General features: G+C 69.1%; 21 protein-coding genes. 4 read left to right on the forward strand and 17 right to left on the reverse strand.

The genetic code is table 11. From position 1 onward, the window contains the following. Nucleotides 1-53: 53 nt before the first annotated feature. From argH to infC, 16 genes are all read right to left on the reverse strand, one after another. The gene (argH, locus tag BCM27_RS14385) at nucleotides 54-1526 is read right to left on the reverse strand and encodes an argininosuccinate lyase (protein WP_004018768.1); all 1473 of its coding nucleotides are present in this window, start codon (nucleotides 1524-1526) and stop codon (nucleotides 54-56) included. After that, on the reverse strand, nucleotides 1523-2722 hold the full coding sequence (locus tag BCM27_RS14390) for an argininosuccinate synthase (RefSeq protein WP_004018767.1): 1200 nt from the start codon (nucleotides 2720-2722) through the stop codon (nucleotides 1523-1525). The genes argH and BCM27_RS14390 overlap by 4 nt, the downstream gene beginning before the upstream one ends. Nucleotides 2723-2881: 159 nt before the next feature. Beyond that, nucleotides 2882-3388, reverse strand: a complete 507-nt coding sequence (locus BCM27_RS14395; RefSeq protein ID WP_004018766.1) for an arginine repressor — start codon at nucleotides 3386-3388, stop codon at nucleotides 2882-2884. A gap of 47 nt (nucleotides 3389-3435) precedes the next feature. Next, nucleotides 3436-4359, reverse strand: coding sequence for an ornithine carbamoyltransferase (argF, locus tag BCM27_RS14400; protein ID WP_004018765.1), 924 nt, complete (start codon nucleotides 4357-4359; stop codon nucleotides 3436-3438). Next, a complete protein-coding gene (locus tag BCM27_RS14405) occupies nucleotides 4356-5549 on the reverse strand; it encodes an acetylornithine transaminase (protein ID WP_004018764.1) in 1194 nt (397 codons plus the stop codon). The genes argF and BCM27_RS14405 overlap by 4 nt, the downstream gene beginning before the upstream one ends. Beyond that, nucleotides 5546-6463, reverse strand: coding sequence for an acetylglutamate kinase (gene argB / locus BCM27_RS14410; protein WP_004018763.1), 918 nt, complete (start codon nucleotides 6461-6463; stop codon nucleotides 5546-5548). Before argB ends, BCM27_RS14405 begins: the two co-directional genes overlap by 4 nt. Further along, nucleotides 6460-7728 carry a bifunctional glutamate N-acetyltransferase/amino-acid acetyltransferase ArgJ gene (gene argJ / locus BCM27_RS14415; RefSeq protein WP_004018762.1) on the reverse strand — a complete coding sequence of 423 codons (1269 nt, stop codon included), beginning with the start codon at nucleotides 7726-7728 and terminating at the stop codon, nucleotides 6460-6462. The genes argB and argJ overlap by 4 nt, the downstream gene beginning before the upstream one ends. Next, a complete protein-coding gene (gene argC, locus BCM27_RS14420; protein ID WP_033206414.1) occupies nucleotides 7725-8783 on the reverse strand; it encodes an N-acetyl-gamma-glutamyl-phosphate reductase in 1059 nt (352 codons plus the stop codon). Before argC ends, argJ begins: the two co-directional genes overlap by 4 nt. Before the next feature lie 65 nt (nucleotides 8784-8848). Continuing rightward, a complete protein-coding gene (gene pheT, locus BCM27_RS14425) occupies nucleotides 8849-11326 on the reverse strand; it encodes a phenylalanine--tRNA ligase subunit beta (protein WP_004018760.1) in 2478 nt (825 codons plus the stop codon). Nucleotides 11327-11389: 63 nt separating this feature from the next. After that, the gene (pheS, locus tag BCM27_RS14430) at nucleotides 11390-12442 is read right to left on the reverse strand and encodes a phenylalanine--tRNA ligase subunit alpha (RefSeq protein WP_004018759.1); all 1053 of its coding nucleotides are present in this window, start codon (nucleotides 12440-12442) and stop codon (nucleotides 11390-11392) included. Nucleotides 12443-12567: 125 nt separating this feature from the next. Continuing rightward, a complete protein-coding gene (locus BCM27_RS14435) occupies nucleotides 12568-13977 on the reverse strand; it encodes an acyltransferase family protein (protein WP_004018758.1) in 1410 nt (469 codons plus the stop codon). 159 nt (nucleotides 13978-14136) lie between these two features. Next, on the reverse strand, nucleotides 14137-16608 hold the full coding sequence (locus BCM27_RS14440; RefSeq protein ID WP_004018757.1) for a Tex family protein: 2472 nt from the start codon (nucleotides 16606-16608) through the stop codon (nucleotides 14137-14139). 46 nt (nucleotides 16609-16654) lie between these two features. Then, a complete protein-coding gene (locus tag BCM27_RS14445) occupies nucleotides 16655-17464 on the reverse strand; it encodes a TrmH family RNA methyltransferase (RefSeq protein WP_004018756.1) in 810 nt (269 codons plus the stop codon). Nucleotides 17465-17511: 47 nt separating this feature from the next. Next, nucleotides 17512-17892, reverse strand: a complete 381-nt coding sequence (gene rplT / locus BCM27_RS14450; RefSeq protein ID WP_004018755.1) for a 50S ribosomal protein L20 — start codon at nucleotides 17890-17892, stop codon at nucleotides 17512-17514. Between the two features lie 43 nt (nucleotides 17893-17935). Next, nucleotides 17936-18130 (reverse strand): 50S ribosomal protein L35, encoded by a 195-nt coding sequence (gene rpmI / locus BCM27_RS14455; protein WP_004018754.1) that lies wholly within the window; start codon nucleotides 18128-18130, stop codon nucleotides 17936-17938. Nucleotides 18131-18261: 131 nt separating this feature from the next. After that, a complete protein-coding gene (infC, locus tag BCM27_RS14460) occupies nucleotides 18262-18903 on the reverse strand; it encodes a translation initiation factor IF-3 (protein ID WP_081486955.1) in 642 nt (213 codons plus the stop codon). 276 nt (nucleotides 18904-19179) lie between these two features. On the opposite strand from infC, the gene BCM27_RS14470 reads away from it, so the two are divergent. Both BCM27_RS14470 and BCM27_RS14475 read left to right on the forward strand, forming a co-directional pair. Beyond that, nucleotides 19180-19605 carry a DUF1844 domain-containing protein gene (locus tag BCM27_RS14470; protein ID WP_004018751.1) on the forward strand — a complete coding sequence of 142 codons (426 nt, stop codon included), beginning with the start codon at nucleotides 19180-19182 and terminating at the stop codon, nucleotides 19603-19605. Nucleotides 19606-19624: 19 nt separating this feature from the next. Continuing rightward, the gene (locus BCM27_RS14475; protein WP_004018749.1) at nucleotides 19625-19912 is read left to right on the forward strand and encodes a hypothetical protein; all 288 of its coding nucleotides are present in this window, start codon (nucleotides 19625-19627) and stop codon (nucleotides 19910-19912) included. A 45-nt stretch (nucleotides 19913-19957) separates the two neighbouring features. Here BCM27_RS14475 and uvrA read toward each other — a convergent pair whose 3' ends face one another. Beyond that, nucleotides 19958-22840, reverse strand: a complete 2883-nt coding sequence (uvrA, locus tag BCM27_RS14480; RefSeq protein WP_004018748.1) for an excinuclease ABC subunit UvrA — start codon at nucleotides 22838-22840, stop codon at nucleotides 19958-19960. A gap of 242 nt (nucleotides 22841-23082) precedes the next feature. Between uvrA and BCM27_RS14490 the strand changes: the two genes are divergently transcribed. After that, nucleotides 23083-23781: an MBL fold metallo-hydrolase gene (locus BCM27_RS14490; RefSeq protein WP_004018746.1), complete on the forward strand. Its 699-nt coding sequence runs from the start codon at nucleotides 23083-23085 to the stop codon at nucleotides 23779-23781. A gap of 212 nt (nucleotides 23782-23993) precedes the next feature. Then, nucleotides 23994-25088 (forward strand): DoxX family protein, encoded by a 1095-nt coding sequence (locus BCM27_RS14495; protein WP_004018745.1) that lies wholly within the window; start codon nucleotides 23994-23996, stop codon nucleotides 25086-25088. The last annotated feature ends 38 nt before the right edge of the window (nucleotides 25089-25126 follow it).

Raw genomic sequence — 25126 nt, forward strand, 5'->3', positions numbered from 1 at the left:
GTGTCGAACACACCGCGCCGGTGACACAGGTCACTGTACTCAGTCGTACCGGATCAGCGTCGCCCGCCGGGCCCAGCAGTCCAACGAGTCCGCAGATCGTTGGTCGCAGCCGTCACCACCTTGATTTGTCGCTGCACCTGCTCGGGCGCGGTACCGCCGTGCGCGCTGCGCGATTCGACCGAACCGCGCACCGTCAGGACCTCGCGCACGGCCGCCGTCAGCGCGGGATGCACACCGGCCAGCGTCGCGTCGTCGAGCTCGTCCAGGCCGACGCCGCGTGATTCCGCCTCGCGGACACAGGCGCCCGCGGCCTCGTGCGCGACGCGGAACGGCACGCCCTGCCGGACCATCCACTCGGCGATGTCGGTGGCCAGGGTGAAGCCCGCCGGAGCGAGTTCGGCCATGCGGTCGGTGTGGAACTCCAGCGTCGAGACCAGTCCGGTCACCGCCGGCAGCAACAGCTCCAGCTGGGCGACCGCGTCGAAGACCGGTTCCTTGTCCTCTTGGAGGTCGCGGTTGTAGGCCAGCGGTTGTGCCTTGAGTGTCGCGAGCAACCCGGTCAGGTCACCGATGAGCCGCCCGGCCTTGCCGCGCATCAGCTCGGCAACGTCCGGGTTCTTCTTCTGCGGCATGATCGAGCTGCCGGTGGACCACGCGTCGGCGAGCGTCACATAGCCGAATTCGGGTGTGCTCCAGATGATCACCTCTTCGGACAACCGGGAGAGGTCCACCGCGATCATCGCGAACACGAACGCGGCCTCGGCGGCGAAGTCACGCGCCGAGGTGGCGTCGATCGAGTTCTCGGCGGGCGCGTCGAAACCGAGGTCGGCCGCGATCGCCGCCGGATCCAGCCCGAGCGACGAGCCGGCGAGTGCACCGGAACCGTACGGCGACACCGCTGTCCGACGATCGGCGTCGGCGAGCCGATCGATGTCGCGCAGCAACGGCTGTGCATGTGCCAGCAGATGATGCCCCAGCAGGACCGGTTGCGCCGCCTGCAGATGGGTCTTGCCCGGCATGATCGCGTCCGGATGGGCGGCCGCCTGCGCGGTGAGCGCCTCGACGACGTCGAGCACCCCGAGCGCCACCCGACGCATCGCGGCGCGCAGCCACATCCGGAACAGGGTCGCGACCTGATCGTTGCGCGACCGTCCCGCGCGTAGCCGGCCACCGAGTTCGGGGCCGACCCGCTCGATCAGCCCGCGTTCGAGGGCGCCGTGGACGTCCTCGTCGGACTCGGCCGGCCCGAAGCTGCCGTCGGCGACATCGGCGGCGAGACGATCGAGACCGTCGATCATCCCGGTGAGGTCGTCAGCCGTGAGCAGCCCGGCCTTGTTCAGGACGCGGGCGTGCGCCTTCGACGCCTCGATGTCGAACGGGGCCAACGCCCAGTCGAAGTGGGTCGACTTGCTGAGCGCGGCCATCGCCTCGGCCGGGCCACCGGCGAAACGACCACCCCAGAGCGAACCCTGGTTGGTCGTCCCGCCCGTCTCCGGGCCGCTACCGCCGCCGGTGCCCGCACTCACAGATTCAGGTCCCGCTTCGCGGCGATCTTCGACGACAGGCCGTGCAGCTCGACGAAGCCGCGCGCGGCGGACTGATCGAAGGTGTCGCCCTCGTCGTAGGTGGCGAGGTTGAAGTCGTAGAGCGACTCGGAGCTGCGGCGACCGGTGGCGGCGATGGTGCCGCCGTGCAGGGTCAGCCGGATCTCGCCCGTCACGTGCTCCTGCGTCGAGGCGACGAAGGAGTCCAGCGACCGCTTCAGCGGCGAGAACCACAGACCGTCGTACACCAGCTCGGCCCACTTCTGGTCGGTGCCGCGCTTGTAGCGCCCCAGCTCGCGCTCAAGGGTCACGTGTTCGAGCTCCTCGTGCGCGCGGATGAGGACCATGGCGCCGGGAGCCTCGTACACCTCACGGCTCTTGATGCCCACGAGCCGGTCCTCGACGACGTCGAGTCGTCCGACGCCCTGCGCACCCGCGCGTCGGTTGAGTTCCTGGATGGCCTCGAGCACGCTCACCGGACGTCCGTCGATGCTGACCGGGCGGCCCTTGTCGAAGCCGATGATGACCTCGTCGGGGGAATTCCAGTTGACCGTCGGGTCCTCGGTGTAGTCGTAGACGTCCTTGGTCGGCGCGTTCCACAGATCCTCGAGGAAGCCGGTCTCCACCGCACGACCCCACACGTTCTGGTCGATGGAGAAGGGCGACTTCTTGGTCACGTTGATCGGGATGTCGTTCTCGCCGGCGAAGGCGATGGCCTTCTCGCGGGTCCACGCGTAGTCGCGGACCGGGGCGAGTACCTGCAGATCCGGTGCGAGAGTGGCGAACCCAACCTCGAAGCGGACCTGGTCGTTGCCCTTGCCGGTGCATCCGTGGGCCACAACGGTGCCGCCATGGTCGCGGGCCGCGGTGACGAGGTGCTTGGCGATCAGCGGCCGGGACAGTGCCGAGACGAGCGGGTACCGGTCCATGTAGAGCGCGTTCGAGGTGATCGCGCCGAGGCAGTACTCATCGGCGAACTCGTCGCGGGCGTCGACCACGACGGCCTCGACCGCGCCGCAGTCCAGTGCGCGCTGCCGGATGACCTCCATGTCCTCGCCGCCCTGACCGAGGTCCAGGGCCACGGCGACGACCTCTTTGCCGGTCTCCTTCTGGATCCAGCTGATCGCGACCGAGGTGTCCAGGCCGCCCGAGTATGCGAGTACGACACGTTCTGCCATGAGGTGAAGCTCCTGTTCTGCGCGTTGACCGAGTCCATCATCGGCCCCGGTGTTCCGGCGACACCGTCCGGGTACCGATTGGCGGTGTCGCGGCTGTTCGTTTGGTGTGGTCTGTCTGTTCTGTGCTGGTCGGCTGGTTCGGTTCAGGTCCGGCCGCGGCTACACGAGTCCCTCGATCCGCCGCGCGAGCCCGGCGCCGTCGAGCGGTTCGCGAGCCACCACGAAGATCGTGTCGTCCCCGGCGATCGTCCCGACGACGTCGGGCAGGCGTGCCCGGTCGAGGGCGGCCGCGAGGTAGTGCGCGGCGCCCGGAGGCGTGCGCAGCACCGCGAGGTTGCCGCTGCTGTCGGTCGACACCAGGAGGTCGGAGACCAGCCTGCCGAGTCGGTCGGTACCGCCGGACACGCCGCGGACGGGCGAACCGTCCTCGGGAACGACGTACACGCCAGCCCCGCCGTCTGCCGCGCGCAGCTTCACCGCGCCGAGCTCGTCGAGGTCGCGCGACAGGGTGGCCTGCGTGGCGTCGACGCCCTCCTCGGCGAGCAGCCGCTGCAGTTCGGACTGGCTGCGGACCTGATGCGTGGACAGGATCTCGATGATCCGCGCATGGCGTCCCGCCCGGGTGGCGGCCAGCCGGCTCTCCGAGGGTTCGGCCCCGGCGGTCATCGTGGATTCCCGGTCATGACGAACTCCTGCTCACTGCGATTCGCGAGTCACTGGTGCTCCAGCAGCCAGATCAGCAGGGCCTTCTGCGCGTGCAGGCGGTTCTCCGCCTCGTCGAACACGACGCTGCGCGGCCCGTCGATGACCGATGCGGTGATCTCGTCGCCGCGATGTGCCGGCAGGCAGTGCAGCACGATCGCGTCGTCGGCGGCGTGCGCGAGCAGCGCGTCGTTGATCTGGTACGGACGGAACGGCGCGGTGCGGTCCTTGCCGTCGTCCTCGTGCCCCATCGAGACCCAGGTGTCGGTCACCAGGACATCGGCACCGGTGGACGCGGCGACGGGATCGCCGACGAGCTCCACCGAACCACCCGTCTGCGCCGCGCGGCGCTCGGTGTCGGCGATGACGCCGGGATCCGGCTGGAAGCCGTCCGGTGCACTGATCCGAACGTGCATCCCGGCGGTGACACCGCCCAGGGCGAGCGAGTGCGCCATGTTGTTGGCGCCGTCACCCAGGTAGGTCATCGTGAGGCCGGCGGGAGAACCCTTGTGCTCGATGATCGTCTGCAGGTCGGCGAGCACCTGGCACGGGTGGAACTCATCGGAGAGGGCGTTGACGACCGGGACCGTGGCGGCCGACGACAGCGCATCGAGTCGATCCTGGCCGAAGGTGCGCCACACGATCGCGTCGACGAACCGGGACAGCACGAGCCCGGTGTCCTCCAGCGTCTCCTCGCGCCCGAGCTGCGTGGTGCGGCCGTCGACCACGACGGCGTGCCCGCCGAGTTGGGCGATGCCGACCTCGAAGGAGAAGCGGGTGCGGGTCGAGTTCTTGTCGAAGATGACGCCGACTCCGCGAGGTCCCTCCAGCGGTCGGAAGTCGAACGGCTTCGCCTTGACCTCGGCGGCGAGGGCGAGCACCTCGGCCTGTTCGGCCGGGGACAGGTCGTCGTCACGCAGGAAATGTCGGGTCATGCCTTGTCTCCCTCGGTCGATGTGGCGGCGGTGTCGAGCAGTCCCGGCAAAGCAGCCACGAAGCTCTGGCCCTCCTCTTCGGTGAGGATCAGCGGCGGCGCCAGCCGTAGGACGTCGGGTGCGGGCGCGTTGATGAGGAACCCCGCATCCCGGGCCGCGGCCTCGACGCGCTGCGACAACGGCTGGGTCAGCACCACGCCGAGCAACAGACCGGCGCCCCGGACATGGGAGACCAGCGGGTGCTGCAGGTCCTCGATGCCGGCAGCGATCGACTTGCCCACCGCCGCAACGGAGTCGACGAGACCCTCGGAGTCGATGACGCGCAGTACGGCGAGCGCGGCTGCGGCACTGACGGGATTGCCGCCGAAGGTGGTGCCGTGCTGGCCCGGTTCGAACAGGTCGGCCGCGCGGCCGGTGGCGATGCACGCCCCGATCGGCAGTCCCCCGCCCAGTCCCTTGGCCAGGGTCATCACGTCGGGGACGATCCCGACCTGCTGGTGGGCGAAGAAGGTGCCGGTCCGGGCCACCCCCGTCTGGACCTCGTCCAGGATCAACAGCGCGCCACGCTCTTCGGTGATCCGGCGAGCCGCGGCCAGATAGTCCGCGGGCGGCACGATGACGCCCGCCTCACCGAGGATCGGTTCGAGGATGACCGCCGCTGTGCGGTCGGAGACCACCGCGTCGAGAGCGTCGATGTCCCCGTAGGGGACGAAGCGGACGCCGGCGGGCATCGGCTCGAACGGCTCCCGTTTCGCCGGCTGACCGGTCATGGCGAGCGCACCCATCGTGCGGCCGTGGAAGGCCTTCTCCGCGGCGACGATCTCCGGCCGCCCGGTCCGCCGGGCGAGCTTGAAGGCCGCCTCGTTGGCCTCGGTCCCGGAGTTGCAGAAGAAAGCGCGGCCCGGGTGGCCGAAACGGTCGAGCAACTTCTCGGCGAGTTCGACGACCGGCGGGGCGATGTACAGGTTCGACACGTGCCCGAGCGTCTGGAGCTGGGTGGTCACCGCCTCGACGATCGCCGGGTGCGCATGGCCGAGTGCGTTGACCGCGATCCCGCCGAGGAGGTCGAGGTAGCGCTTGCCGTCGGCGTCGGTCACGTGGGCGCCCGATCCGCCGACGAGGGCGATCGCCGGTGTGCCGTAGTTGTTCATCAGCGACTGTGCCCAGCGCTGTTGCAGTGGCGCGGTCATGATTCCTCCTCCGGTACGACGACGGTGGTGCCCGTCGAACTCTCGGTCAGCAGTTCGGCGAGCACGGAATGTGCCACGCGGCCGTCGATCACGTGGGCACGGTCGACGCCACCGGTGACCGCGCGCAGACAGGCCTCCATCTTGGGGACCATGCCCGAGTCGAGTGACGGCAGCAGTCCGGTCAGTGTGTCGGTGTCGATCCGGGACACCAGGGATCCGCGATCGGGCCAGTTCGTGTACAGACCCTCGACGTCGGTGAGCATCACCAGTCGGGACGCACCGAGCGCCTCGGCCAGCGCCCCGGCGGCGGTGTCGGCGTTGATGTTGTGGACCACGCCGTCGCGGTCCGGGGCGATCGTGGAGACGACCGGGATACGGCCGGCGGCGACCAGATCCAGAACCGCCGAGGTGTTGACCGACGCGATGTCGCCGACGAGGCCGATGTCGGTCGGAACCCCCTCGACGAGCACCGTCCGCCGCGAAGCGGTGAACAGGTGCGCGTCCTCGCCGGTGATGCCGACGGCGTACGGGCCGTGCGAGTTGATCAACCCGACGAGTTCGCGCCCGACCTGTCCGAACAGCACCATCCGGGCCACGTCCATCACTTCGGGGGTGGTCACGCGGAATCCGCCCTTGAACTCCCCCTGCAGACCGAGCCGCTTCAGCATCGCCGAGATCTGCGGCCCGCCACCGTGAACCACCACGGGATGCATCCCACATGCGCGCAGGAAGACCATGTCCGCGGCGAACGCCTTCTTCAACTCGTCGTCGACCATGGCGTTGCCGCCGTACTTGACGACGACGGTCGCGCCCGCGAGTCGTTGCAGCGCGGGCAGCGCCTCGGCGAGGACCTTCGCCTTCGCGAGACCTGCGGCGGGGTCGATCGGGTGGACTCCCGATGTCGTCTCGCTCATGACGAGTACGCCGAGTTCTCTTCGACGTACGCGTGCGAGAGGTCGGTGGTCCGGACGCTCGCCGCGGACTCTCCCAGCTTCAGGTCGACGACGACGGCGATGTCGGTGCCCGACAAGTCCACGTCCCGTGCGCCTTCGACGCCGAACCCGTTCTCGCACACCGGACTGCCGTTGAACGACACCGCGATGCGATCAGGGTCGATGGTGACCGGCGTCGCACCGACCGCGGCCAGTACCCGACCCCAGTTCGGATCCGAACCGAACAGGGCGGTCTTGACGAGCGAGTCGCGTGCGACGGCCCGGGCGACCGTCAGCGCATCGTCCTCGGTGTGTGCACCGGAGACCGTGATGACGACCCGCTTCGTGACGCCCTCCGCGTCGGCCATCATCTGCGCGGCGAGATCGTCGCAGACGGCGAAGACCGCGTCGTCCAGGTCGGTCTGGTCGACCGGGATCTGGCTGGCGCCCGAACTCAGCAGCAGCACCGTGTCGTTCGTCGAACACGAGCCGTCGATGTCCAACCGGTCGAACGTGCGTGCCGTCGCCCTGCGCAAGGCGGTGTCGAGTTGTTCGGCGGTCGCACTGGCGTCGGTCGTGAGGACCACCAGCATGGTGGCCAGCGACGGCGCGAGCATCCCCGCGCCCTTACCCATGCCGCCGACGTTCCACCCCTGCGGGTGATGCAGCGCAGCCTGTTTGGGGACGGTGTCGGTGGTCATGATCGCGTGCGCGGCATCCGTCCCGCCGGACAGACCGCCACCCATGTCCTGGACGATCTCGGTGACCCCCGCCAGGACCTTGTCCATCGGCAGTCGATCGCCGATCAGGCCGGTCGAGCAGACCGCGACCTCGACCGCGCCGGTACTCGTCCCCCAGTTGCTGAGCGCGTCGGCCACCGCCTCCGCGGTCCGGTGGGTGTCCTGGAACCCGCCCGGGCCCGTACAGGCATTCGCACCACCGGAATTCAGGATGACAGTGCGCAGCCGGCCGGTGGTGAGGACCTGCTGCGACCACAGCACGGGCGCGGCCTTCACCTGGTTGCGGGTGAAGACGCCGGCAGCGGCGTAGTCGGGCCCCTCGTTGAAGACCAGAGCGAGATCGGGGGCGCCGGAGACCTTGATCCCGGCGGCCATGCCGGCAGCTCGGAAGCCGAGGGGCGCCGTGACACCCTGGCCCCGCACGAGCCGCGGGTGATCGCCGGGCGCACCACCTTCGATCCGATCCTGCTCTGTTCCCGCGCTGTCGGTCTGTCCGGTTCCGGTCACGGTGCCACTCCCACGGTGCTCAGTCCCTCGTTCTCGGTCCAGCCCAGCGCCAGGTTCATCGATTGGACCGCGGCGCCGCCGGTCCCCTTGGTGAGGTTGTCCACCGCACCGACGACCACGAGGGTCCCGGCGCGTTCGTCGACGGTGACGCCGAGCTGCACGGCGTTCGACCCGATGACCGATCCGGTCGCGGGCAGTCTGCCCTCCGGCAGCACGTGCACGAATTCCTCGTCGGCATAAGCCTTCTCATACACCGCGCGTGCCTCGGCGGCCGTTGCACCGGTCCGCGCGGTGCACGTGGCGAGGATGCCCCGCGCCATCGGCGCCAGGATCGGCGTGAACGAGACCGTCACCGGCTGCTCGGCCGCAGCCGAGAGGGCCTGGGAGATCTCCGGCGTGTGCCGATGGACGCCGCCGACTCCGTACGCGCGCGCGGACCCGATGACCTCCGAGGCCAGCAGATCGACCTTCGGAGACCTGCCGGCACCCGAGGCGCCGCTCACGGCGACCACCGTGACGTGCGGGTCCGCGATCCCGGCCGCGATGGCCGGCAGCAACGACAGGATCGACACCGTCGGGTAGCAGCCGGGTACCGCGATCCGGCTCGCATCCTTGAGGACCTCCCGATTGCCGGGCAGCTCGGGCAGACCATAGGGCCACGTCCCGGCATGATCGCCGCCGTAGTAGGCGGTCCACTCGCCTGCGTCCCGCAACCGGAAGTCCGCACCGCAGTCGATGATGAGTGTGGTCGGCGGCAGCGCGTCGGCGATCACCGCCGACGCACCGTGCGGCAAGCCCAGGAAGACGACGTCGTGTCCGGCGAGGATTTCCGGGGTCGTGTCCTCCAGCACCCGATCGGCCAACGGCAACAGGTGCGGGTGATGGGTCCCCAGGGGCGTGCCGGCATTGCCGCCGGCGGTGAGCGCACCGATCTCGAGGTCACCCGATCGCAGGCGGGGGTGCCCGCACAACAGTCGGAGGATCTCGCCACCCGCGTAGCCGCTCGCACCGGCCACCGCCACCTTCACACCGCTGGTTGAGCTCGTCGAAGCCATGTTGATCATTATGCAGCAGGATGCAAATCAATTCACGGCGGGGTGGTTCCCGCGCTGGGACCGGGTCAGCGCAGACGGGCACCCACCCGGGAGGCCGCGGCGTCGACGGCGGCCAGCTTCGCCTCGTTGGCCTCGTCTTCGGTGAGAGTCCGATCGGCCGCGCGGAACCGCAGCGAGAACGTGAGCGACTTGTTGCCCGCGCCGACCTGCTCCCCGGTGAAGACGTCGAACAATGCGATGTCCTCGAGCAGGTCGCCGGCTCCGTCGCGGAGTGCGGCCTGGACGTCCGCGGCCGGGACCTCACCGCCGACCACGACGTTGACGTCCTGCAGGACAGCCGGGAACACCGACACCGACGGCGCCGGGAGTCGCTGGTCCAGGGGAAGCGCATCGATGTCGATCTCCACGGCGCAGGTCCGCTTGGGCAGGTGCGCCCGCTCCAGCACAGCCGGATGCAGCTCGCCCGCGTAACCGACCGTGCGGCCGTCGACCGTGAGCCGCGCACAGCGGCCCGGATGCCACGGCCGGTGATCGTCGGCGGTGAGCTCGACGGTCACCCCCGCCGCCCGGCCGATCGTGCGGGCCGCCTCGAAGGCGTCGAGGTGATCGGCAGCGCGTCCCGGCCCCCAGGGCCCGGCGGGATCGCGCAATCCGGTGAGCACGACGCCGACGTGCAGCGGCTGATGCGGCAGTGAGGCGTCGAGTGCGGCGATCTCCTCGTCGGTCGGGCGACGCGTCACATCGAGCGCGTCGACAGCGGCCACGTGATCACCGGCGATGACGACCTGTCCGATGGTGAACAGCGACAGGTCACGCTGTCCGCGGGCGATGTTGCGCGCCGCCATCTCCAGGAGGCCCGGAAGCAGAGTGGTGTTCAGTTCGGGACGGTCGGACTCGAGCGGGTTGAGGACCTTGACGGTGCGTCGGCGTTCGTCGTCGGCCGGGAGGTCCCACAGGTCGAAGACGCCGGACGGCATGAACGGGTACGGCAGGACCTCGACGTAGCCGTCGAGCGCCAAAGTGCGGCCGACGCTGCGTCGACGACGTTGAACCGGGGTGAGCCCGGTGCCGCCCGGCGCCCGGGGCACCACCGCGGGGATGTCCTCGAGGCCTTCGAGCCGGAGGACCTCCTCCACGAGGTCGGCGCGCTGCCGGAGGTCGGGGCGCCACGAGGGCGGGAACACGTCGAGCTCGTCGGTTCCGGTCACCACGCAGCCGACCTCGGTCAGCCTGGTCAGGGTGGTGCCGGGCGGATACCCGATACCCGCGACGCGATCGGGTTCGTCGGCCGGGATCGAGATCGTCGACCGGATCGGGGTCTGGACGTGCGTCTCCGACAGCGGGGATGCGACGGTACCGCCGGCGATCTCGACGATCAGTCCGGCCGCACGGTCGGAGGCCACCGCGGTGATCTCAGGGTCGACGACCCGCTCGAATCTCTTGCTGGCCTCCGATGTCAGCTTGTGGCGCTTCGCGGTGCGGAAGACACGAACCGGGTCGAACGTCGCCGACTCCAGCAGCACGGTGGTGGTCTCCGGCCCCACCTCGGTGCTCGCGCCGCCCATGACGCCGGCCAGGGCGATCGGCCCGGTGTCATCGGTGATCAGCACATCCTCGGGGTCGAGGACGCGCACGGTGTCGTCGAGGGTGGTGAGCTTCTCCCCCGGTTGTGCCGAACGGACGGAGACGGTGCCCGTGATCCGGTCGGCGTCGAAGGCGTGCAGTGGCTGCCCGAGCTCGATCATCACGTAGTTGGTGATGTCGACGATCGCCGAGATCGGGCGGATCCCCGCGACCATGAGCCGCTTCTGCATCCACCACGGCGAGATGGCCGTGGGGTCGACGCCGGTGATCACCCGCGCGGTGTAGCGCGTGGCGCCGGAGTTCTCGTCGATGGCGACGGGCCACGCCGGGACCGAACCGTCGTCCGGCAGGTCCGCCGATCGCAATCCCGGATCGACGAACGGAACCCCGAAGCTGCCGGCGAGTTCGCGCCCGAGTCCGCGCACCGAGAACGCGTAACCGCGGTCCGGCGTCACGTTCACGTCGATGGCCGCGTCGTCGAGTCCGAGCACCTCGCGGGCGTCGGCACCGGGCTCGGCGGTTCCGGGCGCGAGGACGAGGATGCCGCTGTGATCGGTACCGATCCCCAGCTCGGAGACCGAACAGATCATGCCGTCGGAAACGCGTCCATAGGTCTTGCGCGAGGCGATCTCGAACGGACCGGGGAGCACGACGCCGGGCAGGGCCGCGACGATCAGATCACCCTCGGCGAAGTTGCGTGCACCGCAGACGATTCCGCGCGGCTCGGCCTCACCGACCGCGACCGTGCAGAACCGGATCGGCTTCTTGAACTCGGTGAGTTCCTCGATGGTCTCGACGCGACCGATCACAAGCGGGCCGGTGATCTCCGGGAACTGCTCGATGTCCTCGATCTCGAAACCCACGCGGACGAAACCGGCGTCGATCTCCTCGGTCGTGGCCGACCACTGCGGGTCGCCGGCGCGGAGGGCCTCGGTGTACCAGGACTGTGGTGCACGCACTGTGTATCAACTACTTTCGTCGCGTCGTGAGAAGTCGGCGGGGTCGGTCCGGGCCGGACGAGGTCAGGCGGCCGGACCGAACGGGAGGGTGAAGCGGATGTCACCCTCGACCATGTCGCGCATGTCGGAGATGTCGTTGCGGAACTGCAGGGTCCGTTCCAGACCCATGCCGAACGCAAATCCCGAGTAGACGTCCGGGTCGATACCGCTGGCGCGCAACACATTCGGGTTGACCATGCCGCAACCGCCCCACTCCACCCAGCCCGGCCCGCCCTTCTTGGCGGGGAACCACACGTCGACCTCGGCGGAGGGTTCGGTGAACGGGAAGTAGCTCGCCCGCATGCGGGTCGTCGTCTCCGGCCCGAAGAGCGCACGGGCGAAGGTCTCGAGGGTGCCGCGCAGGTTGGCGAGCGTGAGTCCCTTGTCGACGGCGAGGCCCTCGATCTGATGGAACACCGGGGTATGGGTCGCGTCGAGTTCGTCGGTACGGAACGTACGGCCGGGGCACGCGACGTAGATGGGCAGGTCGCGGCTCAGCATGGAGCGGACCTGCACCGGTGAGGTGTGCGTCCGCAGGACCTGCCGGGACCCCTCGGGTGCGATGTAGAAGGTGTCCTGCATGGACCGTGCGGGGTGATCGGGGAGGAAGTTCAGCGCGTCGAAGTTGTGATGCTCGGTCTCGACCTCCGGGCCCTCCGCGATCTCCCAGCCCATGCCGACGAACACGTCGGCCACCTGCTCGGCGATCACGGTGATGGGATGGCGTGCACCCACCGGACGTCGGCCGCTCGGCAACGTCACGTCGATGGATTCGGCGACGAGCACCGCCGCGTCGCGCTCGGCGTCGAGGACGGCGGTCCGCGCCTCCAATGCCGCCGACACCCGGCCGCGGACCTGATTCACCAGCTTGCCCGCCTCGGAGCGCTGATCCTTGGGGATGGAGCCCAGCGCGCGTCGGGCGAGCGCGATCGGCGAACGATCGCCGAGGTGCGCCGACTTGGCCGCCGCGAGCTGATCGAGGTCGGCCGCCGCCTCGAACGCCGCGATCGCCGCCGAGGCGGCCGCCTCGAGGTCGTCGGGTCCCGGGAATGCCGTTGCGTCGGCGGAAGTGGCCACGGTGGGCGTGCTCCTCATGCGTCGATCGGTGGATGGTCGGCATCGTCGTCGCGGTGTGCACGCCGACCCAGCGGGGCCGACGGGCGCCTCGGGTGCCGACGATGACTCCCGTCGAGGGTAGACGACTACCGCGGGGCGCTGACCTGCAGGGAGGCGTCGTCTCCAGGAGGCGATCCCGCCGCGGTCCGGCGACCGGCGGGAACCGCCAGCCGACGGGCGCCGATGGCACACGCGAGGCCCAGGACCAGCCACCACACGCCGTCCCCGGTCAGACCGCCACGCGCGAGCATCAGGATCGCCACGCCGAGGCCGGCCAGCACCGTAAGCAGGGCCGCGCTCCGCACCGGCCCGCTGCGCCGGGCGATCGGTTCGTCCCACCACGGGAGGGACCGGTTCTCGAGCGGAGACAGCACTGCGACCACCGGGACCATGACCGCGAGCAGCAGCACGGTCTGCGCCCCGACGATCACCGGGAACGACGCCGAGTGGACGTCGGCGCGGTCGACACCCAGCGCGGCGCACGTTCCGACGATCGCGGCGAGCACCGGCAGATGCCAGAGGTAGAGGGTCATCGCGCCGCGGTTGCCCAGCACCACCCACCACCAGACCATCGGACGGTCGGCGAGGACCGCGAGGAACCGGCGCACGGCGATCGCGCCCGCGCACAGCACGATCGCGTGGCCGGCGAGCAGCAGGCTCGGCGGGCTCATGTTCGACAGCTGCTGACCCGGCACGGTGACGAGCGAGACCTCATAGGGTCCCCACGAGACGAGGGCGGCGTCGACGGCGAGCCCGCCGACGGCCACCATGAGGGCGATCCCGGGCCGCAGGATCCTCTTGGCGTAGGCGATCCCGAGAACAGCGGGGATCGTCCACACGGTGAGGAAGTTCAGATAGCCCAGCGCAGCGGGTCCGTCCGCGAGCCGGACGGCGTCGACCAATGCGGTACTCCCCCAACACACGCCCAGCGCGACCGCCACACCACCGGCGGAGGAGAGCCGCTGCAGGAACGGGACCACGGCCAGGACCAGCAGGTAGGCGCCCAGGAACCACAGGAGCTGCACCCCGAGGCGCGCGACGACGTCGGCCGTGGCCACGGCACCGATACGGGACAGGACGGCGTAGACGGCCACGACCGCACCGAGGTACCAGAAGACCGGACGCAGCAGCCGCTGAGTCCGCGCGAGGAGCCACTGCCCCGCCGTCGGGGTGTCGCCCTCGCCGCGCGAGGTCCAGCCGCGGGTCGCCGCGGCTGCGCCGGCGAAGAAGAACAGCGGCAGCACCTGCAGCAGCCAGGTCGCCGGTTGCAGCGCGGGTACCTCGCCGAGTGTGTTGCCCAGCTCGATCGAGCCGTCGGCGACCTCGACGGTGAGCATGATCGAGTGACCGGCGACGACAACGACGAGGGACACGATGCGGATGAGGTCGATGACGCGGTCCCGGTGTCCGGTGAGGGCGTCGAGTTCGCGGGGAGTGGGCAGACCCGTCGGAACCGAGCGTATTCCGGCCGGTCGGCCTGATTCGGTGCTGAGCATGGCGTCAGTCTCGGCCGCCGTCGCCGGGCGGGCCTGAGCAAAACTACTCGGCCGGGGTCAGCAATCCCCGTGCCGACCAACCGCTCCGGGACGCTCGGAGCCCGGCAGCGTCGACCGCGGCGGCCCGGTCCGTGCTGACCGGACCGCCGGCCCAGGACTCTACTTGCCGAAACCGGCCCGCTTGAGCGCGTCGGCCATCGCCCCGCTGGGCGCCGGCCGGCGATCGTTGCGGTTCCCGCCCCGGTTGCCCTGGCTCCCCCGGGCGCCCTGGCCCTGGGGGGCGCCGCGAGTACCGCCGCGCTGGTCGTTCCGGCGCGGCTGACCACCACGCGGACCATCGTCACGTCCCTGCCCACGGGGTGCGCGAGCAGGCTTGCCGTCGGAGCCCGGCTCATCGTCGAGCCGCAACGAGAGCCCGATGCGCTTGCGCTCCACATCCACGTCCATGACCTTCACCTTCACGATGTCACCGGACTTGACGACCTCGTGGGGATCGGAGACGAAGCGATGCGCCATCGCCGAGACATGGACGAGCCCGTCCTGGTGCACACCCACGTCGACGAACGCACCGAAGGCGGCCACATTGGTGACCTGACCCTCGAGGACCATGCCCGGCGTCAGGTCGGAGACCTTCTCGATGCCGGTGGCGAACGTCGCGGTCTTGAACTCGGGACGCGGGTCACGTCCTGGCTTGTCGAGTTCGGCGATGATGTCGACGACGGTCGGACGACCGAAGGTCTCGTCGACGAACTCCTCGGGACGCAGCTTGGTGAGGGTCGGGGTGTCACCGATCAGCGACCGGACATCCGTGCCCACCTTCTCGATGATGCGGGTGACGACCGGATACGCCTCGGGGTGCACGCTCGACGCATCCAGCGGGTTGTCGCCATCGGCGATGCGCAGGAAGCCTGCGCACTGTTCGAACGCCTTGGGTCCGAGCCGGGGCACCGCGGTGATCTGCTTGCGGTCCCGGAACGCACCATTGGTGTCACGATGCGCGACAATCGATTCCGCGAGTCCCGCGGTGATGCCGGACACCCGGGACAGCAGGGGCACCGAGGCCGTGTTCACGTCCACACCGACCGCGTTCACCGCGTCTTCGACGACCGCGCCGAGCGACCGCGCGAGCAGGGTCTCGGAGATGTCGTGCTGGTACTGGCCGACCCCGATGGACTTCGGGTCGATCTTCACGAGTTCCGCGAGCGGATCCTGCAGACGGCGGGCGATCGAGACCGCGCCGCGGATGGAGACGTCGAGGTCGGGCAGCTCCTTCGACGCGTAGGCCGATGCGGAGTACACCGAGGCACCCGCCTCGGACACGACGACGCTCGTCGGCGGCTTCTTGCCGGCCTCCTTGATCGCGGACAGGAGTTCACCGGCGAGCGCGTCGGTCTCCCGCGAGGCGGTGCCGTTGCCGATCGCGATGAGTTCGACACCGTGCTTCTCGACGAGTGCGCCCAGCACGGCCAGCGCGCCGGACTTGTCCCGTCGCGGCTCGTGCGGATAGATCGTCGCGTGGTCGACGACCCTGCCGGTCGCGTTCACCACCGCGACCTTCACGCCGGTGCGCAGACCGGGATCGAGGCCCATCGTCGTTCGGGACCCGGCGGGCGCCGCCAGTAGGAGGTCCTTGAGGTTCGTGGCGAACACCGCGACCGCGTCGGCCTCCGCGGCCTGACGCAGCCGCATCCGGACGTCGAGCGACAGCCCGACGAAGAGCTTGGTGCGCCACGCCCAGCGCACCGTGTCGGTGAGCCAGCGGTCGGCGGGGCGGCCCTGATCGGCGATGCCGAAACGGGCGGCGATCCGCTGTTCGTACGGGCCGGGGCCGGCAGGTCGCTCAGCCGCTTCCGGGTCGGCGTCGAGGGTGACCGAGAGGATCTCCTCGCGCTCACCGCGCAGCACGGCCAGGACCCGGTGCGACGGCAACGAGGTGAACGGCTCGGAGAACTCGAAGTAGTCAGCGAACTTGGCGCCGGCCGACTCTTTGCCCTCGCGAACCGCAGTGCGCAGCACGCCCGTCTGCCACATCAGCTCGCGGAGTTCGCCGACCAGGTCGGCGTCTTCGGCGAACCGCTCCACGGCGATCGCGCGGGCACCGTCGAGTTGTTCGGCGGTGAACGTCGACGGATCCGTCGTCGGGTCCGAGAGCAGCGCATCGGCCACGGGCTCGTGCCCGGCCTCGCGCGCGATCTGGGCCTTGGTGCGGCGCTTGGGCTTGTACGGGAGGTAGATGTCCTCGAGGCGGGCCTTGGTGTCGGCTTCGAGGATGCGTGCGTCGAGGGCGGCGTCGAGCTTGCCCTGCGCGGCGATCGATTCGCGGACCGCCTGGCGACGGGCCTCGAGGTCGCGCAGGTAGCCGAGACGCTCGTCGAGCGTGCGGAGTTGCGCGTCGTCGAGGCCGCCGGTGGCCTCTTTGCGGTACCGGGCGACGAACGGGACCGTCGACCCGCCGTCGAGCAGTTCGATGGCCGAACGCACCTGACCGACCCCCACCCCGAGTTCGGCGGCGATCGCCGAGGCGATGCGGGAGTTCACAACCGCGGGATCGGGCGCGGGCACCGTCTGCGGTGCCGCGGCCGGCGAGTCGGGAGTCGCGGGTGCGGGTTCGGGCGCGGAGTCGGGTGACACAGTTTCTGACACGATCGCCGACCCTACCGGCCGACTCGGACAGCGGTCAGACTCGACCCGCCGCGCCGTGGACACGCGCGCTCTCGTACAGACAGATGGCCGCCGCGGCAGCGACATTCAGGCTCTCCGCGCGTCCGCGGATCGGAATGGACACACGGTGGTCCGCCGAACGCTGCACGTCGGCCGGCAACCCATGTGCCTCGTTGCCGAACAGCCAGGCGACCCGGCCGGAGAGCACATCGGCCGCGGAGTCCAGGTCGACCTCGCCGTCGGCCGCCGTCGCCAGCAGCGTGATGCCGGTGGCGCGGATGGCGTCGAGCGCGTCGTCGACGGAACGCTCGCGCACCACGGGCACCGTGAACACGCTCCCCGCGCTCGCCCGGACACACTTGCCGTTGTGCGGGTCGACGGCGTCGCCGAGCAGGACGACGGCGTCCGCGCCCATCGCATCCGCACACCGGATCAGCGTGCCCGCGTTTCCGGGTTCACGCGCCTCGACGGCGATGGCGAGAAGCCGCGGCGCCTCGGTGAGGACTGCCTCGAGCGACACGTCGAGGAGCGGGCAGATCGCGAAGATTCCTGCGGGCGTAGAGGTCTCACCGAGTTTCGACGCGGCGCGGGCCGTGATCACCGACACCGGGACGCCCGCCGCCGTCGCGGCGTCGACCAGTTCGCGGTGGCGTGGCTGCTCGTCTTCGGCGACCAGGAGCACCTCGATCCGTCCGACGGCGAGCGCCGACGCGACGGCGTTCGCCCCTTCGGCGAGGAATCGGCCCTGCTCGCGCCGCTCGGCGGAGCGATGCAGCTTCGCATACGACACGACCCGCGAGGATCGCTCGGACAGGATCTCCGTCATCGGAGACTCGTCCGCGCGACTCGCGGGTCGTGGGTGCTGGGGTGCAATCAGGCAGCCGGGGCGTTGACGTCGGCCGGCAGCGCCTTGCGGGCGACCTCGACGAGACCGGTGAAGGCCTCGGGATCGGTGACGGCGATGTCCGCGAGAACCTTGCGGTCGACCTCGACACCAGCGGCCTTGAGGCCCTGGATGAGTCGGTTGTAGGTGATGTCGTTGGCGCGGGCCGCGGCGTTGATACGCGAGATCCACAGCTTGCGGAATTCACCCTTGCGCGCGCGACGGTCGCGGTAGGCGTAGGTCAGCGAGTGGAGCTGCTGCTCCTTCGCCTTGCGGTACAGGCGCGACCGCTGTCCGCGGTAGCCCTTGGAGGCCTCGAGGGTGGACCGACGCTTCTTCTGGGCGTTGACGGCCCTTTTCACGCGTGCCATGTGTTAGATCCTTTTGCTTGTCAGATGTCTGGGGTCGCTGGCGTCAGCGGTTGAGCAGTCGCTTGATGCGCGGGGCGTCGTTCTCGCTGACGACGGTGGTGCCGTCGAGACGGCGAGTGCGCTTGGACGACTTGTGCTCGAGCAGGTGGCGACGGTTGGCCTTCTGGCGCACGATCTTCCCGCTGCCGGTCACCTTGAAGCGCTTCGCGGTGCCCTTGTGGGTCTTGCTCTTCGGCATGTTCTTCCTTCTCTCGGGCGAACTCGGGCACCGGACCTGGCGAGGTCCGGTGTGTGTCCGGGTTCGCGTGTCTGATCTCGGCCGGAACGGATCGGACTCTCGTCCGGCCGATCGACTCAGTTCTCGTCCGCTCAGTTCTCTTCTGGGGCGGCCTTCGGGCCACCGGAACGTTCGCGGCTCTCTTGCGCCTTCTGGCGGGTCTTCGCACCCTTGTGCGGGGCGAGGACCATGGTCATGTTGCGACCGTCCTGCTTGGCCGACGTCTCGACGAAGCCGTAGTCGGCGACGTCGTTGCCCAGCCGCTGCAACAGGCGGTAGCCGAGCTCGGGACGGGACTGTTCGCGGCCGCGGAACATGATGGTGACCTTCACCTTGGAACCCGCCTCGAGGAACCGGATGACGTGACCCTTCTTGGTCTCGTAATCGTGGTCGTCGATCTTGGGCCGGAGCTTCTGCTCCTTGATGACGGTCATCTGCTGATTACGACGCGATTCGCGCTGCTTCTGGGCTGCCTCGTACTTGAACTTGCCGTAGTCCATGATCTTGCAGACCGGCGGACGGGCGTCCGGAGCCACCTCGACCAGGTCGAGGTCGGCCTCGTATGCCAAGCGAAGCGCATCTTCAACACGCACGATGCCCACCTGCTCCGAGTTGGGTCCGACGAGTCGGACCTCAGGGACGCGGATGCGCTCGTTGATGCGGGTCTCAGTGCTGATGGGGCCTCCTTGTTCAATCCTGCAGTGGTAACCGTCGCGTCGTGGCGAGGGACGTATGCAAGAGAACCTGCGGGACACCTCAGCAATGAAGCCCCGGGACTGATGTCCGCGGGGCTCCGATACCGACCGGTTCGTTCTCCGCATGCCAGAACTGACACACGTCGCCGTCGACATGCAGCTCAGCATCGTGGGATGCGATCTGCGACGATCTGCGACGATCGGCGTGAACCGGACCGTGCAACTGCGAGAACCTCGCGTCGAACGGTGGGAGCGGAACTCCACTTACGACCCCGGCGCATACCAGGGCGGTCGTGCTATGGGAGTCTAACAGCCATGGCCGAGAACTCCTATTCGTCACCTGCACCGTTACCCCCGGAGGGTGCGACGGACGGCGGCGCCGGAACGGGAGCTCCGGCGGACACCGATCTCGACAACGTCCGTGACCTGGGCGATATTCCGGCGATCGAGGTCATCACCCGGTCCATCGTTCTGCTGATGAGTGCGGCGGCCGAGAAGCTCGGGCTTGCCGAGGGCACACCCGCGGAACGCATCGACCTGCCCGAGGCGCGCACCCTGATCACCGCCCTGGCCGGCATCGTCGACGCGTCGAAAGCGGATCTCGGCATCCATGCGGCACCGATCCGTGACGGCCTGAAGAGTCTGCAGCTGGCGTTCCGCGAGGCCAGTGCATACCCGGACGAGCCCGGCGAGGGCCCGGGCGAGAAATACACCGGTCCGGTTCGCGCGCCCCGGAAGTAGGTGGCTCTACCCTGGACCCATGACGAATGCCGATGAGCCCGGGCGGTCCGACGAGATCGTCGATGCGGAGATCGTGCCGACCGGCCCGGTGCCGGGAGCGTTCCCCGATCCGAATTACTCCGACAGCGGGGTCCCGACCTTCGACTTCGTCCGCGACAAGATCGAGAACCGCATCACGACTGCGATCGGCTCCCAGGAGCTCGCGGAGGCCGGCCCTGAGGGACAGAGCGTCGACGAGATGATGCGCAAGCGCGACGAAGCCGCGAAGAAGCGCCTCGAGGAGATCCGCAAGTCGATGGGGTCCTGATCGACCTCGCTCCCCCGAATCGCGTTCCGCGCCACCGGTCTGCGGTCAGCCGACCGACGCCACCGCCTGGTCGATGTCGACGATCTCGGCCAGGAACTTGCCGGTGTGGCTGCCCGGGGTCGCGGCGATGTCTTCCGGGGTGCCCTCGCCGACGACGGTCCCGCCGCCTGCGCCGCCCTCGGGTCCCATGTCGATGACCCAGTCGGCGGTCTTGATGACATCGAGGTTGTGCTCGATCACGACGACCGTGTTGCCCTTGTCGACCAGGCCGTTGATCACCGTGAGCAGCTTCTTGATGTCCTCGAAGTGCAAGCCGGTGGTGGGCTCGTCGAGGATGTAGACCGTCCGGCCCATCGACCGCTTCTGCAACTCGGCCGCCAGCTTCACGCGCTGCGCCTCACCACCGGACAGGGTCGGGGCCGGCTGCCCGAGCCGGACGTAACCGAGGCCGACGTCGACGAGGGTCTTGAGGTAGCGGTGGATCGAGCTGACGGGCTCGAAGAAGTCGGCCGCCTCCTCGATCGGCATGTCGAGGACCTCGGAGATGGTCTTGCCCTTGTAGTGGACCTCGAGGGTCTCCCGGTTGTAGCGCGCACCGTGGCAGACCTCGCACGGCACGTAGACGTCCGGCAGGAAGTTCATCTCGATCTTGATCGTGCCCTCGCCGGTACATGCCTCGCAGCGGCCGCCCTTGACGTTGAACGAGAAGCGACCCGGCTGGTAGCCGCGCACCTTGGCCTCGGTGGTCGCCGCGAACAGGGTGCGGATCTTGTCGAAGACGCCGGTGTAGGTGGCCGGGTTGGACCGCGGGGTGCGGCCGATCGGTGACTGGTCGACCTGGACGAGTTTGTCCAGGTTGTCCAGGCCCTTGATGCGCGTGTGGCGTCCGGGCACCTGGCGCGCGCCGTTGAGCTTGTTGGCGAGCACCGTCGCGAGGATGTCGTTGACGAGCGTCGATTTGCCCGATCCCGAGACGCCGGTGACCGCGGTCATCACACCGAGCGGGAACGACACGTCGATGCCGCGCAGGTTGTGCTCCCGTGCGCCGACGACGGTCAGCTGCCGCTTGCGGTCGATCGGCCTGCGGATCTCCGGCACCGGCAGGGTGTCGCGTCCGGCGAGGTACGCACCGGTCAGCGACTTGCGGTTCTTCAGCAGGTCCTTGTAGCTACCGCTGTGCACGACGTGACCACCGTGCTCACCCGCGCGGGGACCGATGTCGACGATCCAGTCGGCGGCGCGGATGGTGTCCTCGTCGTGTTCGACGACGATGAGCGTGTTGCCCAGGTCCCGAAGACGGGTCAGCGTGTCGATGAGCCGACGGTTGTCGCGTTGATGCAGACCGATCGACGGCTCGTCGAGGACGTAGAGGACGCCCGCGAGGCCCGACCCGATCTGGGTGGCCAGACGGATGCGCTGCGCCTCACCGCCCGACAACGATCCCGCTGCGCGCTCCAGGGACAGGTACTCGAGCCCGACGTCGAGCAGGAAGCGGATGCGGGCCTGGACCTCTTTGAGGACCCGGCCCGCGATGGCCGCCTGCCGTGAGTCGAGCCGCAGCTGGTCGAGGAAGTCGGCGCAGTCGGCGACCGACAGTGCACACACCTCGGCGATCGACTTGGGTCCGTACTCCGGGTGGTCGAGGGTCACCGCGAGGATCTCCGGACGCAACCGCGCACCCTGGCAGGCAGGACACGGCACATCGCGCATGTAGCCCTCGTAGCGCTCCTTCATCTGCTCGGACTCGGTCTGGTCCATGCGGCGCGCCAGGAACGAGAGCACACCCTCGAACTCGGTGTAGTACGAGCGGGTGCGGCCGTACCGGTTGCGGAACTTGACGTGCACCTGGTGATCGCTGCCGTTGAGCAGTGCCCGCCGAGCCTTGATGGGCAGTTTCTTCCATGGCGTGTTGATGTCGAACTTCATCTGGTCGGCCAGCCCCGACATCAGGCGAAGGAAGTAGTCGGCGTTGTGCCCGGTGGACCATGGTGCGATGGCACCCTCGGCGAGCGACATCTCCGGGTCGGGCACGACGAGTTCCTCGTCGACCTCCTTGCGGACGCCGAGGCCGTCGCATTCGGGGCACGCGCCGTAGGGCGAGTTGAACGAGAACGAGCGCGGTTCGAGGTCGTCGATCGCGATCGGGTGTGCGTTCGGGCAGGCCATCCGCTCCGAGAACCGACGCTCACGTTCCGGATCGTCTTCCTCGAGGTCGACGAAATCGAGCACGATGATGCCGTCGGCCAGACGCAGACCGGTCTCGACCGAATCCGTCAGACGCTGCTTGGCGCTGGTCTTGACGACCAGGCGGTCGACGACCACCTCGATGTCGTGCTTCTCCTGCTTCTTCAGCTTCGGCGGATCGGTCAGCGGGTGGACGACTCCGTCGATGCGGGCGCGCGAAAAACCCTGGGTCTGGAGTTCGGCGAAGAGGTCGACGAACTCGCCCTTCCGAGTGCGGACGACCGGTGCGAGCACCTGGAAGCGGGTGCCCTCCTCCATCGCGAGGACCTGATCGACGATCTGCTGCGGTGTCTGCTTGGCGATGGGCTCGCCACAGATCGGGCAGTGCGCCTTGCCCGCGCGGGCGTACAGGAGTCGGAGGTAGTCGTAGACCTCGGTGATCGTGCCGACGGTCGACCGGGGGTTGCGGTTCGTCGACTTCTGATCGATGGACACCGCGGGCGAGAGTCCCTCGATGAAGTCCACGTCCGGCTTGTCCATCTGCCCGAGGAACTGCCTCGCGTAGGCCGACAGCGATTCGACGTAGCGTCGCTGTCCCTCCGCGAAGATCGTGTCGAAGGCGAGGGACGACTTGCCCGATCCGGACAGCCCGGTGAACACGATGAGGCTGTCCCGGGGCAGGTCGACATCGATGCCGCGAAGGTTGTGTTCGCGGGCACCTCGGACGATCAAGCGATCAACCACTGCAGTCCTTACATTCTCGAGTCACAGGGCGCACGGCCGGCGCACGGGCACAGTACCGACGGCCACCGACAAGATTGTCATCGCGAGCTCGCCCCGGAAAGATTCGGAGTTCGGTGACCGGGCGATCGGTCTCGCCGCCCGCGTGTCATTCCCCGAACCGATGATCCAGGATACGCGCGCCACGCGAACTCCCATGGTCACGACCGTCACATTCCGACGGCCTGCTGTCATAGCCTGTCGACATGACCTCCCCAGCGACACCGATCAGCGACACCTACACCGGCGACCTCTCCGAGTCGAAGACCCCGCAGCGCCGCACGCTGGCGGCGGCCACCATCGTCAAGCTGTCCGTCGGTCCGATGGACAACAACGTCTACGTGGTGACCTCGCGCGCCACCGGCGATCAGTTGATCATCGACGCGGCCAACGACGCGGACACGATCACCGGAGTCCTGTCGGCCGTCGAGGGAACGCCGAAGCTGATCTTCACCACCCATCAGCACTTCGACCACTGGCAGGCCCTCGCCGCCGTCGCCGAGCACACCGGGGTGCCCACCGCGGCCGGGCGCCTGGACGCCGGCGAACTGCCCGTCACTCCCGACCGCCTCGTCGACGACGGTGACGTCATCGAGGTCGGCGACCTCTCGTTCGAGGCCATCCACCTGGTCGGTCACACCCCCGGTTCGATCGCCCTGGCCCTCACCGACGTGGGCGACGACGGTGAGCGCACCGTCCACCTGTTCACCGGCGACTGTCTCTTCCCGGGCGGGATCGGGAAGACCTGGAAGCCGGAGGATTTCGACACCCTTCTCGAGGACGTCTCGACGAAGCTGTTCGACCGGTTCGACGACTCGACCGTGGTCTACCCGGGCCACGGCACCGACACCACCCTGGGTGCTGAGCGCGACTCGCTGCCCGAGTGGCGTGAGCGCCGCTGGTGAGCACGGCGTGTTTGGTCTTCGCCGCAGACGGTTACCTGTTCCTCGGATCGTTCGGCGAGTCGTGACCCGAGACGCCCGCACACGCGCAATCTGATCACGGCACGCCGAGCAACCTGCAGATTCGTCGCGAGAGGGTAGCGTTGAACGGGCCAGAAACGCGCTCCACCCGACGGATCTCGATAGCCAAACCCGACTGAAGAAGGTTGTGACCGATGATTCTCCGCCGTATAGCCCGTCCGCTCCTCGCCTCGGCGTTCGTCGCCAGCGGCGTGGACGCCATCCGGAGCCCCAAGCCGATTGCGCAATCCGCGGAACCGGTCGTGGACAAGGCCCGGTCGTCGCTCCCACCGGAGGTGGCCGGCCGGATCCCGGAGAACACCGAGACGCTCGTACAGATCAACGCGGCCGCCCAGATCGGCGGCGGCATCCTCCTCGCGACCGGCAAGTTCCCGCGCTTCGCGTCGGTCGTCCTGGCCGGGACGCTGATCCCCACGACGGCCGCCGGCACCGACTTCTGGAACGAGGCGGACCCGGTCAAGAAGGAGGCCCAGCGCAACGCCTTCATCAAGAACGTCGGCCTCCTCGGCGGAGTTCTGCTGGCGGCTGTCGACACCGAGGGCAAGCCCTCGCTCGCGTGGCGTGGACGCCAAAAGGCCTCCGCGGTTGCGGCGGCCCTGCCGATCGGCGCGGCCGCCGGGTCGTCGACGTGGGAGCACCTCGTCGAGCGCACCCACGACGGCGCCGAGATCGTCTCCGAGCGGTCGGCCGATGCCGCGGCGAAGTTCCGCGAACACGCTCCGGAGATCGCCGAAGCCGCCCAGAAGCGCTCGCTGGAGTTCGCCGAGAAGGCCGCCGACACCGCCTCCGACGTCGCCGACCGCATCCGTGACCGGGCCCCGGTTCTGGCCGATGCGGCTCTCACCCGCTCGTCGGAACTCGCCGACACGGCTCTCGCACGCTCGTCGGATCTCGCCGACACCGCGCGCAAGCGTGGTCCGAAGCTGGTGAAGGAAGCGCAGAAGCGCGCCGAGAAGGCCCAGAAGCAGGCCGCGAAGGCACAGAAGCAGGCGAGGAAGAAGGCTCCGAAGGTCGCCGATTCGGCACGCGACCGCGCGTCCGAACTCGCCGACACCGCACGCAAGCGCGCCCCGGAGTTCGCCGACGTCGCGCGCGATCGGTCCGCCGAGCTGGCCGACGTGGCCCGCGCTCGATCGGCCGAACTCGCCGAGACCGCACGGCAGCTCGCCGCGTCCGCCGAGGACTCGGCAGAACAGAGCCGCAAGCGTCTGCGCAAGGCACGTCGCTGATCCCTCGGGATCCTCTCGCGCACGAGCAGAAGATACGA

Source organism: Gordonia terrae (assembly GCF_001698225.1).
Classification (GTDB): Bacteria; Actinomycetota; Actinomycetes; order Mycobacteriales; family Mycobacteriaceae; genus Gordonia; species Gordonia terrae.